This window comes from Pseudomonas sp. LAMO17WK12:I10 (assembly GCF_900215185.1).
GTDB classification, from domain to species: Bacteria; Pseudomonadota; Gammaproteobacteria; order Pseudomonadales; family Pseudomonadaceae; genus Aquipseudomonas; species Aquipseudomonas chlororaphis.
The window spans coordinates 19,679-38,159 of sequence record NZ_OBDX01000001.1 but is presented as its reverse complement, the minus strand read 5'-3'; the positions used below and the strand labels follow the sequence as shown (position 1 = coordinate 38,159).

Genomic DNA, 18,481 nt, shown 5'->3' with positions numbered 1-18,481 from the left:
CCCAAATCACAGCAAAACGAGGCGCTGCATCGGATGATGGCAACCGGAATGACCGTATATCGGAAAGTTCAAACCATGAACTGGGTCACACACTTTTAGACAGGTCGCCGCATGAATATCAATGTGACATTACCTTGACGATTGTTTAGGATGACACTCAGAAGGTCAATAGTTTGGCATATGGTTAATAGCAAAAAAATATAGCCAATTTATTGACAAATATCCGCGTCAAAATCACGTGTTTCTACACTCTGAAGAACGTCCAGACTGCGTCGGCGTATGCCCGTCAGGAACATGGAAGTCTACTGAACGGTACCCCCCGGAGAATCCTCAATGAGCAGTGTTGTTGCTACCGTCAAAAGCATTGTTGGCCAAGTTTTCGTCGTATCCCCGGAAGGGGTTCGCCGCGTACTCGTTGAGGGTGATCGCCTGTATGTAGGCGACCAGGTCGATACCGGCCTGGCGGGCGCCGTCAGCCTGGAACTGGCCGATGGCCGGACCCTGGACCTGGGCCGTGAGACGCAATGGAGCGGCAGCGCTCCGGATTCCAGCACCGACCTGGCCGAGGCCGCCGAGCAAGCCGCGCCGTCGGTCGCTGAGCTGCAGCAGGCAATCGTCGCCGGCGCGGACCCGACCACCGACCTGGAAGCCACCGCGGCCGGCCCGACCGCCGCGGGTACCGGCGGCGCTGCGGGCGGCGGCCACAGCTTCGTGATGCTCGACGCCACGGCAGGCCGGGTCGACCCGACCATCGGCTTCCCGACCGCAGGCCTCGGCGCGGCGGGAACCGCGGCGCAAGACACCACCGGTGCGCTGACCACCAATGACAGCAGCACTACCACCGAGATCCTGCGCGACTCGACCCTGAGCCTGAGCGCAACCCCGACCATTACCGAAGCCGGCGGCGTGCTGGTGTACACCGCCACGCTGACCCAGGCGCCGCTGACCGGCCTGACCATCACCCTGTCCAACGGTTCGGTGATCGTGATTCCGGCCGGGCAACTGACCGGCACCGTCAATGTGCCGCTGGCACCGAACGACACCGTCTACAACGACCCGAAAGAGATCAGCGTGGGCGTCACCGGCATCACCGGCGGCGGTGGCCTGGTCGTGACCGTCGACCCGACGCCAGCCGTCACCCAGGTCACGGACACCGTGGACACCACCACCGTGACCCTGACCGCGGGCTCCAGCGTGACCGAGGGTGGCCAGATCACCTACACCGCGACCCTGACCAACCCGGCACAGACCCCGGTCACCGTGACCTTGTCCAATGGCTCGACCATCACCATCGACGCCGGCCAGACCGTCGGCACCGTGGTGGTCGACACCCCGCCGAACGACGTCTACAACAATGGCAGCACCGTCAGCACCAGCATTACCGGGACTAGCGGCGGCAACTTCGAGAACCTGGTACCGAACCCGACGCCGGCGGTGACCACCATCACCGACTCGCCGGACACCACCGGCCTGACCCTGACCGCCAACGGCACCGTCGTCGAAGGTGGCCAGATCACCTACACCGCGACCCTGACCAACCCGGCACAGACGCCGGTCACCGTGACCCTGTCCAACGGCTCGATCATCACCATCGACGCCGGCCGTACCGTCGGCACCGTGGTGGTCGATACCCCGGCCAACGACGTCTACAACAACGGCAGCACGGTCAGCACCAGCATTACCGGCACCACTGGCGGCAACTTCGAGAACCTGGTGCCAAGCACCACGCCAGCGGTGACCACCATCACCGACTCACCGGATGCCACCGGCCTGACCCTGTCGGCCACCGGCACCGTCGTCGAAGGTGGCCAGATCACCTACACCGCGACCCTGACCAACCCCGCGCAGACCCCGGTCACCGTGACCCTGTCCAATGGTTCGACCATCACCATCGACGCCGGTAAAACCACTGGTACCGTGGTGGTCGATACCCCGGCCAACGACGTCTACAACAACGGCAGTACGGTCAGCACCAGCATTACCGGCGCCACCGGCGGCAACTTCGAGAACCTGGTGCCGAGCACCACGCCGGCACAGACCACCATCACCGACTCGGTGGACAACACCGGCCTGAGCCTGACCGCTACCGGCAGCGTTGTGGAAGGCGGCCAGATCACCTACACCGCGACCCTGACCAACCCGGCGCAGACCCCGGTTACCGTGACCCTGTCCAACGGCTCGACCATCGTCATCGAGGCCGGCAAGACCGTCGGCACCGTCGTGGTCGATACCCCCGCCAATGACGTCTACAACAACGGCAGCACGGTCAGCACCAGCATTACCGGCGCCACCGGTGGCAACTTCGAACAACTGACGCCTGACACCACGCCGGCGCAGACCACCATCACCGACTCCGTGGACGACACCGGCCTGAGCCTGTCGGCCAGTGGTTCGGTCGCCGAAGGCGGCTCGATTGTCTACACCGCGACCCTGACCAACGCGGCCGGCACGCCGGTCACCGTGACGTTGAGCAACGGCGCGGTGATCACCATCGCCGCCGGCGCGACCACAGGTTCGGTGAGCGTTGCCGCGCCCGCCGATGACGTCTACAAGGACGCCGGCAAGGTCGAAGCGACTATCCAGGACGCCAGCGGCGGCAACTTTGAAAACCTGGTGCCGAGCACCACGCCGGCGGTGACGGACATCACCGACACCATCGATACCTCGACTGTCTCGCTGACCGCGACGCCGTCCGTGGCTGAAGGCGGCACCGTGGTGTACACCGCGTCGGTGACTGCGCCAGTGACTGGCTCGCCTGTCGTTGTCACTCTGTCGAATGGCCAGACCATCACCATTCCGGTCGGCGAGTCCTCCGGCACCGTCAATATCACGGCACCTAACGATGCCCTGGCCGACGGCAGCTCCCTGAGCGCCACCATCACTGGTGCCACCGGTGGCAACTACGAGAAGCTGGACGTCGACGGCAAGCCTGCCGAGACTTCGGTTACCGACACCCCGGACACTACCAATCTGAGCCTCAGCGCGACCGACACCGTGGCCGAGGGTGGTTCGATTGTTTATACCGCTACCCTGACTAACGCTGCCGGTACTCCGGTGACCGTAACCCTGTCGAACGGCGCGGTGATTACTATCGCTGCCGGCACCACTACTGGTTCCGTGACCGTCGCAGCGCCTGCTGACGATGTGTACAAGGATGCTGGCAAAGTCGAAGTCAGCATCAAAGAGACTGCTGGCGGTAATTTCGAGAACCTGGTTCCGAGCACTACCCCGGCCGTGACTGATGTCACTGACACCATCGATACGTCGACCGTCAGCCTGACCGCGACGCCTAGCGTTGCTGAAGGTGGCGTTGTCGTTTACACCGCTTCCGTAACGGCTCCGGTCACTGGTTCGCCTGTCGTTGTCACTCTGTCGAATGGCCAGACCATCACCATCCCGGTCGGCGAATCGTCCGGTACCGTGAACTTCACGGCGCCAAACGATGCTCTCGCTGGCGGCAGCTCTCTGAGCACCACCATCACTGGCGCCACCGGCGGTAATTACGAGAAACTGGACGTCGACGGCAAGCCTGCCGAGACTTCGGTTACCGATACTCCGGACACCACCAGCCTGACCCTCAGCGCTACCGACACCGTGGCCGAGGGTGGTTCAATCGTTTACACCGCCACTCTGACCAATGCCGCTGGCACGCCTGTAACCGTGACTTTGTCGAACGGTGCAGTGATTACTATTGCCGCCGGTACAACTACGGGCTCCGTCACCGTCGCCGCTCCTGCGGATGACGTTTACAAAGACGCCGGCAAAGTCGAAGTCAGCATCAAAGAGACTGCTGGCGGCAACTTTGAAAACCTGGTGCCGAGCACTACTCCAGCCGTCACCGACGTGACCGACACCATCGATACGTCGACTGTCAGCCTGACCGCCACACCGTCCGTGGCTGAAGGTGGCGTGGTGGTGTACACCGCCTCTGTGACCGCTCCAGCGACCGGTTCGCCGGTAGTGGTAACCCTGTCGAATGGCCAGACCATTACCATTCCGGTGGGCGAATCGTCCGCTACCGTGAACTTCACGGCACCAAACGATGCTCTCGCTGGCGGCAGCTCCCTGAGCACCACCATTACCGGCGCTACCGGCGGCAACTACGAGAAGCTGGACGTCGACGGTAAGCCTGCCGAGACTTCGGTTACCGATACGCCAGACACCACCAATCTGACCCTCAGCGCGACAGACACTGTCGCTGAAGGCGGTTCGATCGTTTATACGGCCACCTTGACCAATGCCGCTGGCACGCCGGTAACCGTGACTCTGTCGAACGGTGCAATCATCACCATCGCAGCCGGTGCGACCACGGGCTCTGTGACCATCGCGGCTCCAGCCGATGACGTCTACAAAGATGCCGGTAAAGTCGAAGTCAGCATCAAGGATGCTGCAGGCGGTAACTTCGAAAACCTGGTACCAAGCACTACTCCGGCGGTGACCGATGTCACTGACACCATCGATACCTCGACCGTCAGCCTGACCGCGACTCCATCCGTGGCTGAAGGCGGCGTTGTCATTTACACCGCCTCCGTAACCGCGCCGGTGACCGGTTCGCCAGTCGTGGTCACCCTGTCCAATGGACAAACCATCACCATCCCGGTCGGCGAATCTTCCGGCACCGTGAACTTCACCGCACCGAACGACGCCCTGGCGGGCGGTAGCTCCCTGAGCACCACCATTACCGGTGCGACTGGCGGTAACTATGAAAAACTCGATGTTGATAGCAAGCCGGCTGATACCTCGGTTACCGATACCCCAGACACCACTAGCCTGACCTTGAGCGCCACAGACACCGTGGCCGAAGGTGGTTCGATCGTTTATACCGCGACGCTGACTAACGCAGCCGGCACTCCGGTGACCGTGACTCTGTCGAACGGTGCGGTGATCACTATCGCTGCCGGTGCGACCACCGGCTCTGTGACCGTCGCAGCCCCAGCAGACGATGTGTACAAGGACGCTGGCAAGGTTGAAGTCAGCATCAAGGATGCTACGGGCGGCAACTTCGAGAACCTGGTGCCGAGCACCACCCCAGCGGTCACCGATGTCACTGACACCATCGACACCAGCACTGTTTCGCTGACCGCGACTCCATCTGTGGCCGAAGGCGGCACCGTGGTGTACACCGCGTCGGTCACCGCTCCAGTGACTGGCTCGCCTGTCGTTGTCACTCTGTCCAACGGCCAAACCATCACCATCCCGGTCGGAGAATCTTCCGGCACTGCGAACTTCACCGCACCAAACGACGCCCTGGCGGGCGGTAGCTCCCTGAGCACTACCATCACTGGCGCGACTGGCGGTAACTACGAAAAACTGGATGTCGACAGCAAGCCGGCCGATACCTCGGTGACCGACACACCAGACACCACCAACCTGACCCTCAGCGCGACTGACACTGTCGCTGAAGGTGGTTCTATTGTTTACACCGCGACCCTGACCAACGCTGCGGGCACGCCTGTGACCGTGACCCTGAGCAACGGCGCGGTGATCACCATTGCTGCCGGCGCCACCACAGGCTCTGTGACCGTCGCCGCCCCTGCGGACGATGTGTACAAGGATGCCGGCAAGGTTGAGGTGAGCATCAAGGATGCCACCGGCGGCAACTTCGAGAATCTGGTTCCGAGCACGACTCCAGCCGTCACCGACGTGACCGACACCATCGATACCTCGACTGTTTCCCTGACCGCCACGCCGTCCGTGGCTGAAGGCGGCACTGTGGTGTACACCGCGTCGGTCACCGCTCCAGTAACTGGCTCGCCTGTTGTGGTGACCCTGTCCAACGGCCAGACCATCACCATTCCAGTGGGTGAATCCTCCGGTACCGTCAATATCACAGCACCTAACGATGCCCTCGCCGGCGGCAGCTCCCTGAGCGCGACCATCACCGGTGCGACAGGCGGTAACTACGAGAAGCTGGACGTTGACGGCAAGCCTGCCGAAACCTCGGTTACTGATACTCCGGATACCACCAATCTGAGCCTGACAGCGACTGATACTGTCGCTGAAGGCGGTTCGATCGTTTACACCGCAACGCTGACCAATGCTGCTGGTACGCCAGTGACCGTGACTCTGTCGAACGGTGCGGTGATCACCATTGCAGCGGGTGCCACCACCGGTTCTGTCACCGTCGCCGCCCCTGCGGACGATGTGTACAAGGATGCGGGCAAGGTTGAAGTCAGTATCAAAGAGACCGCTGGCGGTAATTTCGAGAACCTGGTTCCGAGCACTACCCCGGCCGTGACTGATGTCACTGACACCATCGATACCTCGACCGTCAGTCTGACCGCTACGCCTAGCGTTGCTGAAGGTGGAGTTGTCGTTTATACCGCTTCCGTGACTGCTCCAGTGACCGGCTCGCCAGTAGTCGTAACCCTGTCCAACGGCCAGACCATCACCATTCCGGTGGGTGAGTCTTCCGGCACTGTGAACTTCACGGCACCGAACGATGCCCTGGCCGGCGGTAGCTCCCTGAGCACCACCATCACTGGCGCAACGGGCGGCAACTACGAAAAACTCGATGTCGACAGCAAGCCTGCTGACACCTCGGTTACCGATACCCCGGACACCACCAACCTGACCCTCAGCGCCACAGACACCGTGGCCGAAGGCGGTTCGATCGTTTACACCGCAACCCTGACCAATGCTGCGGGCACGCCTGTGACCGTGACCCTGTCGAACGGCGCGATCATCACCATCGCAGCAGGCGCCACTACTGGTTCTGTCACTGTCGCCGCCCCTGCGGATGACGTTTACAAAGACGCTGGAAAAGTCGAAGTCACCATCAAGGATGCCGCTGGTGGCAACTTCGAGAACCTGGTTCCGAGCACTGCCCCAGCCGTTACCGACGTCACCGATACTATCGACACCAGTACCGTTTCGCTGACTGCTACTCCGTCCGTGGCAGAAGGCGGCACCGTGGTTTATACCGCCTCCGTGACAGCACCAGTGACTGGCTCGCCTGTAGTCGTGACCTTGTCGAATGGCCAAACCATCACCATCCCGGTGGGTGAGTCTTCCGGCACCGTGAACTTCACGGCGCCAAACGATGCATTGGCTGGCGGTAGCTCCTTGAGCACCACCATTACCGGCGCAACGGGCGGTAACTACGAAAAACTCGATGTCGACAGCAAGCCTGCCGAGACCTCGGTTACTGACACTCCGGACACCACCACCCTCAGCCTGACAGCGACTGACACTGTCGCTGAAGGCGGTTCGATCGTTTACACCGCGACCCTGACCAACGCTGCAGGCACGCCTGTGACCGTGACCTTGTCAAACGGTGCCGTAATCAATATTGCCGCCGGTGCCACCACCGGTTCTGTCACCGTCGCCGCCCCTGCGGACGATGTGTACAAGGACGCCGGCAAGGTTGAAGCGACCATCAAGGACGCTACCGGTGGCAACTTCGAGAATCTGGTGCCGAGTACCACACCTGCCGTCACTGATGTCACCGATACCATCGATACTTCGACTGTTTCGCTGACCGCCACTCCGTCTGTAGCTGAAGGCGGTGTTGTTGTTTACACCGCCTCCGTGACTGCGCCGGTTACTGGCTCGCCAGTTGTGGTAACTCTGTCCAATGGCCAGACCATCACCATCCCGGTCGGCGAGTCATCGGGCACCGTAAACTTCACCGCGCCAAACGATGCCCTGGCCGGCGGTAGTTCCTTGAGCACCACCATCACCGGCGCAACTGGCGGTAACTACGAGAAGCTGGACGTTGATAGCAAACCGGCCGAAACCTCGGTTACCGATACGCCAGACACAACCAACCTGACGCTCAGTGCGACCGACACTGTGGCTGAAGGTGGTTCGATCGTTTATACCGCCACCCTGACCAACGCGGCCGGTACTCCGGTAACTGTAACTCTGTCGAACGGCGCGGTGATTACCATTGCCGCGGGTGCAACCACAGGCTCCGTGACCGTGGCCGCCCCGGCCGATGACGTCTACAAAGACGCCGGCAAGGTTGAGGTCAGTATCAACGACGCCACAGGCGGCAACTTCGAGAACCTGGTGCCGAATACCGCGCCAGCGGTGACCGACGTCACTGACACTATCGATACTTCGACTGTCAGCCTGACCGCTACTTCGTCCGTGGCTGAAGGCGGTGTTGTTGTTTACACCGCCTCCGTGACCGCACCAGTGACTGGCTCGCCTGTAGTCGTGACCTTGTCCAACGGACAGACCATCACTATCCCGGTAGGCGAATCGTCCGGCGCTGTGAACTTCACCGCGCCAAACGATGCGCTGGCAGGCGGAAACTCCCTGAGCACCACCATTACCGGTGCAACTGGCGGTAACTACGAGAAGCTGGACGTTGATAGCAAACCGGCCGAAACCTCGGTGACCGATACGCCAGACACCACCAACCTGACGCTCAGTGCGACAGACATCGTGGCCGAAGGCGGTTCGATCGTTTACACCGCGACCCTGACCAATGCCGCTGGCACTCCGGTAACCGTGACCCTGTCGAACGGCGCAGTAATCACCATTGCTGCCGGTGCAACCACAGGCTCCGTCACCGTCGCTGCTCCAGCTGATGATGTGTACAAGGATGCCGGCAAAGTCGAAGTCAGCATCAAAGACGCCGTAGGCGGGAACTTCGAGAACCTGGTGCCAAGCACCACACCGGCCGTCACCGACGTGACCGACACCATCGACACCAGCACTGTTTCCTTGACCGCTACTCCTAGCGTCGCGGAAGGTGGCGTGGTGGTGTACACCGCATCGGTCACCGCTCCAGTAACCGGCTCGCCGGTTGTGGTCACTCTGTCCAACGGCCAGACCATCACCATTCCGGTCGGCGAGTCCTCCGGCACCGTGAACTTCACAGCACCGAACGACGCCCTGGCGGGCGGTAGCTCCTTGAGCACCACCATCACCGGTGCCATCGGCGGCAACTATGAGAAGCTGGACGTCGACGGTAAGCCTGCCGAGACCTCGGTTACCGATACTCCGGATACCACTACCCTCAACCTGACTGCGACCGATACCGTCGCCGAGGGTGGGTCCATTGTTTACACCGCGACTCTGACCAACGCGGCCGGGACTCCGCTAACCGTGACCCTGAGCAACGGTGCAGTGATCACTATCGCCGCCGGTGCAACCACAGGTTCCGTCACCGTCGCGGCGCCAGCTGACGACGTTTACAAAGATGCGGGCAAGGTCGAAGCAACCATCAAGGACACCACCGGTGGCAACTTCGAGAATCTCGTTCCGAGCACTACTCCAGCCGTTACTGACGTCACTGACACCATCGATACTTCGACTGTCAGCCTGACCGCGACGCCTAGTGTTGCTGAAGGGGGCGTTGTCGTTTACACCGCGTCCGTGACTGCGCCAGTGACTGGCTCGCCAGTCGTGGTAACCCTGTCGAATGGCCAGACCATCACCATCCCGGTCGGCGCCAGCAGCGGTACCGTGAATTTCGTCGCGCCTAACGACGCACTGGCGGGCGGCAGCTCTCTGAGCACCACCATCAAGGACGCTACCGGTGGTAATTACGAGAAGCTGGACGTTGATAGCAAACCTGCCGAAACCTCGGTTACCGACACCCCGGATACTACTACTCTGAGCCTGACGGCGACTGACACTGTCGCCGAGGGCGGCTCGATCGTTTACACCGCCACCCTGACCAATGCGGCCGGCACGCCTGTAACCGTAACGTTGTCGAATGGTGCAATGATTACCATCGCAGCAGGCGCTACCACTGGCTCCGTCACCGTCGCAGCGCCTGCTGACGATGTATACAAGGATGCCGGCAAGGTCGAGGCGACCATCAAGGACGCCACCGGCGGCAACTTTGAAAACCTGGTACCGAGCACCACCCCAGCCATTACTGACGTCACCGACACTATCGATACCTCGACCGTCAGCCTGACCGCCACTCCTAGCGTCGCCGAGGGTGGCACCGTGGTTTACACCGCGTCGGTCACCGCTCCAGTAACCGGCTCCCCGGTAGTCGTCACTTTGTCCAACGGTCAGACCATTACCATCCCGGTAGGCGAATCGTCCGGCACTGTGAACTTCACTGCGCCAAACGATGCCCTGGCAGGCGGTAGCTCCTTGAGCACCACCATTACCGGCGCAACTGGCGGTAACTACGAAAAACTCGATGTGGATAGCAAACCTGCTGACACCTCGGTGACCGATACACCGGACACCACCAACCTGACCCTCAGCGCGACCGATACTGTCGCTGAAGGCGGCTCGATCGTTTACACCGCAACCCTGACCAACGCAGCCGGGACTCCGGTCACCGTGACTCTGTCGAACGGCGCAGTGATCACCATCGCCGCCGGCGCCACCACGGGCTCCGTGACCGTGGCCGCTCCTGCGGACGACGTCTACAAAGATGCCGGTACCGTAGAAGCCACAATCAAAACTGCTACTGGCGGCAACTTCGAGAGTCTGGTGCCGAGCACGACTCCAGCCGTCACCAATGTGACCGACACCATCGACACTTCGACTGTGTCGCTGACCGCTACTCCGTCTGTGGCTGAAGGCGGTACCGTGGTTTACACCGCGTCCGTCACTGCTCCAGTGACCGGTTCGCCGGTAGTCGTCACTCTGTCGAACGGCCAGACCATCACCATCCCAGTGGGCGAGTCCTCTGGTACTGTGAATTTCACAGCCCCGAATGATGCCTTGGTGGGTGGTAGCTCCCTGAGCACCACCATTACCGGTGCAACCGGTGGCAACTACGAAAAACTCGATGTCGACAGTAAGCCTGCCGACACCTCGGTTACCGACACCCCGGACACTACTACTCTGAGCCTGACGGCGACTGATACCGTCGCCGAAGGCGGTTCGATCGTTTACACCGCGACCCTGACCAATGCCGCTGGCACTCCGGTGACCGTGACCCTGTCGAACGGCGCAGTAATCACCATTGCTGCCGGCGCCACCACTGGCTCCGTCACCGTCGCGGCTCCAGCTGATGATGTGTACAAGGATGCCGGCAAAGTTGAAGTCAGCATCAAAGAGACTACGGGCGGCAACTTCGAGAACCTGGTGCCGAGCACGACTCCAGCCGTTACCGACGTGACCGATACCATCGATACGTCGACTGTCAGCCTGACCGCTACACCTAACGTTGCTGAGGGTAGCGTGGTGGTTTACACCGCCTCCGTGACCGCTCCAGTAACCGGTGCGCCGGTCGTGGTGACCCTGTCGAATGGCCAGACCATCACCATTCCGGTGGGTGAGTCGTCCGGCACCGTGAACTTCACCGCACCAAACGATGCCTTGGCGGGTGGCAGCTCCCTGAGCACCACCATCACTGGCGCCACCGGCGGCAACTACGAAAAACTCGATGTCGACAGCAAGCCTGCCGAGACTTCGGTGACCGATACCCCGGATACCACCAATCTGACCCTGACAGCGACTGACACTGTCGCTGAAGGCGGATCGATCGTTTATACGGCCACCTTGACCAACGCCGCGGGCACACCTGTGACCGTGACCTTGAGCAACGGCGCGGTGATTACCATCGCGGCCGGCGCCACCACTGGCACCGTGACCGTGGCCGCTCCAGCCGATGACGTCTACAAAGACGCCGGCACCGTGCAAGCCACGATCCAAACCGCCACCGGCGGTAACTTTGAAAACCTGGTACCGAGCACCACCCCAGCCATTACTGACGTCACCGACACTATCGATACCTCGACCGTCAGCCTGACCGCCACTCCTAGCGTCGCCGAGGGTGGCACCGTGGTTTACACCGCGTCGGTCACCGCTCCAGTAACCGGCTCTCCGGTCGTGGTCACTCTGTCCAACGGTCAGACCATCACCATTCCGGTGGGCGAGTCGTCCGGTACCGCGAACTTCACCGCGCCGAACGATGCCCTGGCAGGTGGTAGTTCCCTGAGCACCACGATCACCGGTGCAACGGGTGGCAACTACGAGAAGCTCGATGTCGACAGTAAACCTGCCGAGACCTCGGTTACCGATACGCCGGATACCACTACCCTCAGCCTGACTGCGACCGATACCGTCGCCGAGGGTGGTTCGATCGTTTATACGGCCACCTTGACCAACGCCGCAGGCACACCTGTGACTGTGACCTTGAGCAACGGCGCTGTGATTACTATCGCCGCCGGCGCCACCACCGGCACCGTGACCGTTGCGGCTCCAGCCGATGACGTCTACAAGGACGCCGGCACCGTGCAAGCCACGATCCAGACCGCCACCGGTGGCAACTTCGAGAACCTGGTGCCGAGCACTACCCCAGCTGTAACTGATGTCACTGATACCATCGACACCAGCACTGTTTCGCTGACAGCCACTCCATCTGTGGCCGAAGGCGGCACCGTGGTTTACACCGCCTCCGTGACCGCTCCAGTAACCGGCTCTCCGGTCGTGGTCACTCTGTCCAACGGTCAGACCATCACCATTCCGGTGGGCGAGTCGTCCGGTACCGTAAACTTCACCGCACCAAACGATGCCCTGGCAGGCGGTAGCTCCTTGAGCACGACCATTACGGGCGCGACTGGCGGTAACTACGAAAAACTCGATGTGGATAGCAAACCTGCTGACACCTCGGTTACCGATACCCCGGACACCACCAATCTGACCCTCAGCGCGACTGACACTGTCGCTGAAGGTGGTTCTATTGTTTACACCGCGACCCTGACCAACGCAGCTGGCACTCCGGTGACCGTAACGCTCTCCAACGGTGCAGTGATTACCATCGCCGCCGGCGCTACGACTGGCTCCGTGACCGTGGCCGCTCCTGCGGACGACGTCTACAAAGATGCCGGTACCGTAGAAGCCACAATCAAAACTGCTACTGGCGGCAACTTCGAGAACCTGGTTCCGAGCACTACGCCAGCTGTAACTGATGTCACTGATACCATCGACACCAGCACTGTTTCGCTAACAGCCACTCCATCTGTGGCCGAAGGCGGCACCGTGGTTTACACCGCGTCCGTGACTGCGCCAGTGACTGGCTCACCAGTAGTCGTGACCCTGTCCAACGGACAGACCATTACCATCCCGGTGGGCGAGTCCTCCGGTACTGTGAATTTCACCGCGCCAAACGATGCCTTGGCGGGTGGTAGCTCCCTGAGCACCACAATCACTGGCGCAACCGGTGGCAACTACGAGAAGCTGGACGTCGACGGCAAGCCTGCCGAGACTTCGGTGACCGACACCCCGGACACCACCAATCTGAGCCTGACAGCGACTGACACTGTCGCTGAAGGCGGATCGATCGTTTATACGGCCACCTTGACCAACGCCGCGGGCACACCTGTGACCGTGACTCTAAGCAATGGCGCGGTGATCACCATCGCCGCCGGCGCCACCAGCGGCAGCGTGACCGTGGCCGCGCCGAGTGACGACGTCTACAAAGATGCCGGTACCGTAGAAGCCACAATCAAGACGGCTACTGGCGGCAACTTCGAGAACCTGGTGCCGAGCACCACGCCTGCGGTGACCAATGTCACCGACACCATCGACACCTCGACCGTCAGCCTCACCGCGACTTCGAATGTGGCCGAAGGCGGCACCGTGGTTTACACCGCGTCGGTTACCGCTCCGGTCACCGGCTCGCCAGTCGTGGTCACCCTGTCCAATGGCCAGACCATCACCATTCCGGTCGGCGCCAGCAGCGGTACCGTGAACTTCGTGGCGCCTAACGATGCCCTGGCTGGCGGCAGCTCCCTGAGCACTACCATCACTAACGCCACCGGTGGCAACTACGAGAAGCTGGCAGTCGACAGCAATCCGGCCAACACCACGGTCGCCGATACGCCGGACACCACGTCCCTGACCCTCAGCGCCACCAACACCGTGGCCGAGGGCGGCTCGATCGTTTACACCGCGACCCTGACCAACGCCGCGGGTACGCCAGTGACCGTGACTCTGAGCAATGGCGCGGTGATCAACATCGCCGCCGGTGCCACCACCGGCACCGTGACCGTGGCCGCACCGAGCGACGACGTCTACAAAGACGCCGGCACTGTGCAAGCCACGATCCAGACCGCCACCGGCGGCAACTTCGAGAATCTGGTGCCGAGCACTGCACCGGCTGTGACCAACGTCACCGATACCATCGACACCTCGACCGTCAGCCTCACCGCGACCTCGAACGTGGCAGAAGGCGGCACTGTGGTTTACACCGCGTCCGTGACTGCGCCGGTGACTGGCTCGCCAGTCGTGGTCACCCTGTCCAATGGCCAGACCATCACCATTCCGGTCGGCGCCAGCAGCGGTACCGTAAACTTCGTGGCGCCTAACGATGTCCTGGTTGGCCACACGCCACTGAGCAACTCGATCAGCACCGTCAGCGGCGGCAACTTCGAGAACCTGGTGGCCGACAAGACGCCGGTCAGCACCACAGTGACCGACACCCCGGACACCACGTCCCTGACCCTCAGCGCCACCAACACCGTGGCCGAGGGTGGCTCGATCGTCTACACCGCGACCCTGACCAACGCCGCGGGCACTCCGGTGACCGTGACCCTGAGCAACGGCGCGGTGATCAACATCGCCGCCGGCGCCACCACCGGCAGCGTGACCGTGGCCGCGCCGAGCGACGATGTGTACATCGACGCCGGCAACGTCAGCGCCAGTATCGCCAGCACCACCGGCGGCAACTTCGAGAACCTGGTGCCCAGCACCACGCCGGCCGTGACCAGCGTCACCGACACCATCAATACCACCACTGTGAGCATCAACGGCAGCACCTCGGTCACCGAAGGCCAGGCCGCGACCTACACCGTCAGCCTGACCAGCCCGGCGCAAACCGAGGTCACCCTGAAGATCAGCTACAGCGGCACCGCCGCCGACGGCTCGGACTTCACCGGCGTGTACACCGTGAAGATCCCGGCGGGCTCCAGCAGCGCCAGCTTCAACGTCGCCACCCTCGACGACAAGATCACCGAGAGCACGGAAAACTTCGTGGTCAAGATCGACTCGGCCACCGGCGGCAACTTCGAGAACCTGGTGGTCAGCGGCACCAATGGCAGCGTCACCACTTCGATCATCGACAACGATGCGCCACCGGTCCTCGACCTGGATGCCAACAACTCCAGCGGCGCCACCGGGGCCGACTACAAGGTGACCTTCACCGAAAACACCCCGGGCGCAGGCGTGTCGATCGCCGACACCGACCTGAGCATCACCGACCCGGACAGCACGATGCTGACCGGCGCCACCATCGTGCTGACCAACCGTCAGCCGGGCGACTCGCTGAACCTGGGCACCAGCGTCAACGGCATCACCATCAATGCCAACAGCCAGGCGGGCACCATCACCCTGACCCTGTCCGGCAATGCGACGCTGGCCGACTACATGCAGCAGATCAAGAACATCACCTTCACCAACAACAGTGAGGACCCGAGCACCACGCCGCGGACCATCACCGTGACGGTGACCGATGGCAGCAACTACTCCAACGTCGCCACCACCACGGTCAACGTGGTGGCGGTGAACGACGCGCCAGTGGCCACCGGCGGCGCCGTGACCGGCACCGAAGACACCGCCCTGACCCTGACCTGGGCCACCTTCGGCGTCAGCGACGTGGACAGCCCTGCGGCCAGCCTCGGGGTGAAAATCACCCAGCTGCCGGGCGACGGCAAGCTGCAATACCTCGACGGCTCGACCTGGAAGGACGTGGCCAGCAACCAGACCTTCAGCAAGGCCGATATCGACGCCGGCAAGCTGCGCTTCACCCCGGATGCCAACGAGTCGGGTGTCGACGGCTACAACGGCAGCGGCGTGGGCAACCAGCAGGCCGACTACGCGCAGATCAAGTTCCAGCCAACCGACGGCCAGGCCCTGGGCACCACCGGCACCGTGAAGATCGACATCACCCCGGTGGCCGATGCGCCGACCCTGGGCGTGGCGAGCAACAGCGTGAACTCCATCGGCCTGCTCAAGGAGTCCTGGAGCAGCCTCAGCGGCCTGGGCACCAACGGCAGCGGCATCACCGGCGATGCGCTGAAAAACGTCTTCAACAACTCCGGCAACCCGACCAGCAGCACGACGGTGACCAATGCCCAATCCGACGCCAGCGTGACCGGCGGCAGCGGCTCGAAGACCTCCGGCCTGATCTACCTCGAAGCCGGCAAGACCTACAGCTTCAGCGGGGTCGGCGACGACAGCCTGCTGATCACCATCGGCGGCAAGAACGTGGCCACCGCGACCTGGGGGGCCGGTGGCAGCATCAGCGGTTCGTTCACCCCGACCACCAGCGGCTACTACACCCTGGACATCTACCACGCCAACCAGAGCGGCCCGGGCAGCTATGACGTCAACCTGTCGGTCAATGGCAGCACACCGGTCGACCTGAGCAACGCCAACATCCCGATGTACCCGAGCGAAACCGCGCTGAACAATGCCGGCGTCACCCTTTCCGAGCTGCACGGCAGCAACGGCGAGGGCTACTACGACGGCTACAAGCTCAACGAAGGTGCCGAAGGTGGCAGCGTCAAGCTGTCGAAGATCACCACCGCCCTGACCGATACCGACGGCTCGGAAAGCCTGAGCGTGAAGATCGGCGGCATTCCGGCCGGCTCGGTGCTCAGCGATGGCGCCGGTCATACCTTCACCGCGGGCGGCAGCGTCAGCGAAGTCAATGTCACCGGCTGGAACCTGGGTACCCTGACCCTGACCCCGCCGTCGCACTACAACGGCTCGTTCAACCTGACCGTGACCTCGACCTCCACCGAGTCCCTGGGCGGCTCGGCCAGCAGCACCGCGCAGATCCCGGTCACGGTGTACCCGGCGACCTACAGCGCCAGCGTCGCCACGGCGGGCGACGACAACTTCGTCGGCACCGAGGGCAACGACATCATGGTCGCCGACGTCGCCGGCCTGAACGTGGTGCAAGGCAAGAACTACAACATCGCGTTCATGGTCGACAGCTCGGGCAGCATGAGCGACGCCTCGCTCACCGCCGCCAAGAACTCACTGACCACGGTGTTCAACACCCTGAAAAACAGCCTGGGCAGCAGCACCTCGGGCACCGTGAACGTCTTCCTGGCGGACTTCGATACCCAGGTCAACAAGCAGGTTTCGGTAAACCTCAACGATCCGAACGCCCTGACCCAGCTCAAGGCGATTCTGGACAGCATGGCGTCCGGCGGCGGCACCAACTACGAGGACGTGTTCAAGACCACGGCCAACTTCTTCCAGAGCAGCGCGGCCACCAGCAATACCAACGCCACCAACCTGACGTACTTCATCACCGACGGCAAACCGACGTACTACCAGTCCGGCGAGCAGACCAACCCGATCCTGTACGGCAGCGTCAGGCTCGATAACGTGATCACGACCAGCAACTATCAGCTGGGCGATACCGTCCGGCTGCAACCGGACAGTACGCACCTGATCGATATCAACAGCAGCGGCAGCGTCACGGTATGGACGCAGGCCTGGGGCAGCTGGTCCAGTTACAACGCTGGCACCCTGCATGCCCAGGGCGATGGCACCTATGAGCTGTCCAGCCTGGCCGGCGCGGGCAGCTATACCAACAACGCCACCACCACCAACTCCAGCAGCAGCTTCACCCTGCTGAGCAACCTGTCGCAGGTGGAAGCGATCGGCCTGAACAACGACGTCAGCCTCAACGACCTGCGGCCGTACGACACCGATAGCACCCCACAGACCAATATCGACCCGTCGAACCTGGCCGACGCTATCCTCGGCCATACCGAAGCGACCATGCCGGGAGCCGACACGGTCAACGGCGGCAACGGCAACGACATCATCTTCGGCGACCTGGTGAGCTTCAACGGCATCGCCGGCGAGGGCTACCAGGCCATGCAGGCCTTCGTGGCGCAGAAGACCGGCGTGGCCGCGAGCAGCGTCACCACCAGCAACGTGCACCAGTACATCACCGAGCACTACACCGATTTCGATGTCTCCGGGGCCCATGACGGCAATGACACGCTGCTGGGCGGCGCCGGCAACGACATCATCTTCGGCCAGGGCGGCAACGACCTGCTCGACGGTGGCAAGGGCAACGACATCCTGTTGGGCGGTACCGGCAACGACACGCTGATCGGTGGCACGGGCAATGACATCCTGATCGGCGGCTCGGGTGCCGACACCTTCGTCTGGAAGGCCGGCGACACCGGCAACGATGTGATCAAGGACTTCAAGGCCAGCGAAGGCGACCGTATCGACCTGCGGGACCTGTTGCAGGGCGAGAGCGCCAGCACCATCGACAACTTCCTGAAGATCACCACGGTGGACGGTACCTCGACCCTGCAGGTCAGTTCCGAAGGCAAGCTCAACGCGGCCGGCGGCATTGCCAACGCGGACGTGACGATCAAGCTGGAAGGCAACAACTGGTCCAACACCAACATCAACTCGCTGATCGCCGGTAGCGACCCGACCATCAAGATCGATCACAACAACAGCTGATCCAGGGTCGACCGGCCACCCGTCCTGGGTGGCCGGTTCTTCCCACCGTGACGATTGTGCCGCCACGTCGCATACTCGCGACCAAAGCGCGCCGTTGGCCTATGCT

Annotated in this window: 1 protein-coding gene; it reads left to right on the top strand. The window is 62.3% G+C overall.

Features of this window, described 5'->3' with window-relative positions; translation table 11 throughout:
* Positions 1-333: 333 nt before the first annotated feature.
* Positions 334-18,375 (top strand): immunoglobulin-like domain-containing protein, encoded by an 18,042-nt coding sequence (locus CRO75_RS00085; protein ID WP_097134084.1) that lies wholly within the window; start codon positions 334-336, stop codon positions 18,373-18,375.
* The last annotated feature ends 106 nt before the right edge of the window (positions 18,376-18,481 follow it).

What these genes read in the sequence shown, in the direction of transcription:
- CRO75_RS00085 (WP_097134084.1), top strand. Translation starts at nt 334, where the DNA reads ATGAGCAGTGTTGTTGCTACCGTCAAAAGCATTGTTGGCCAAGTTTTC.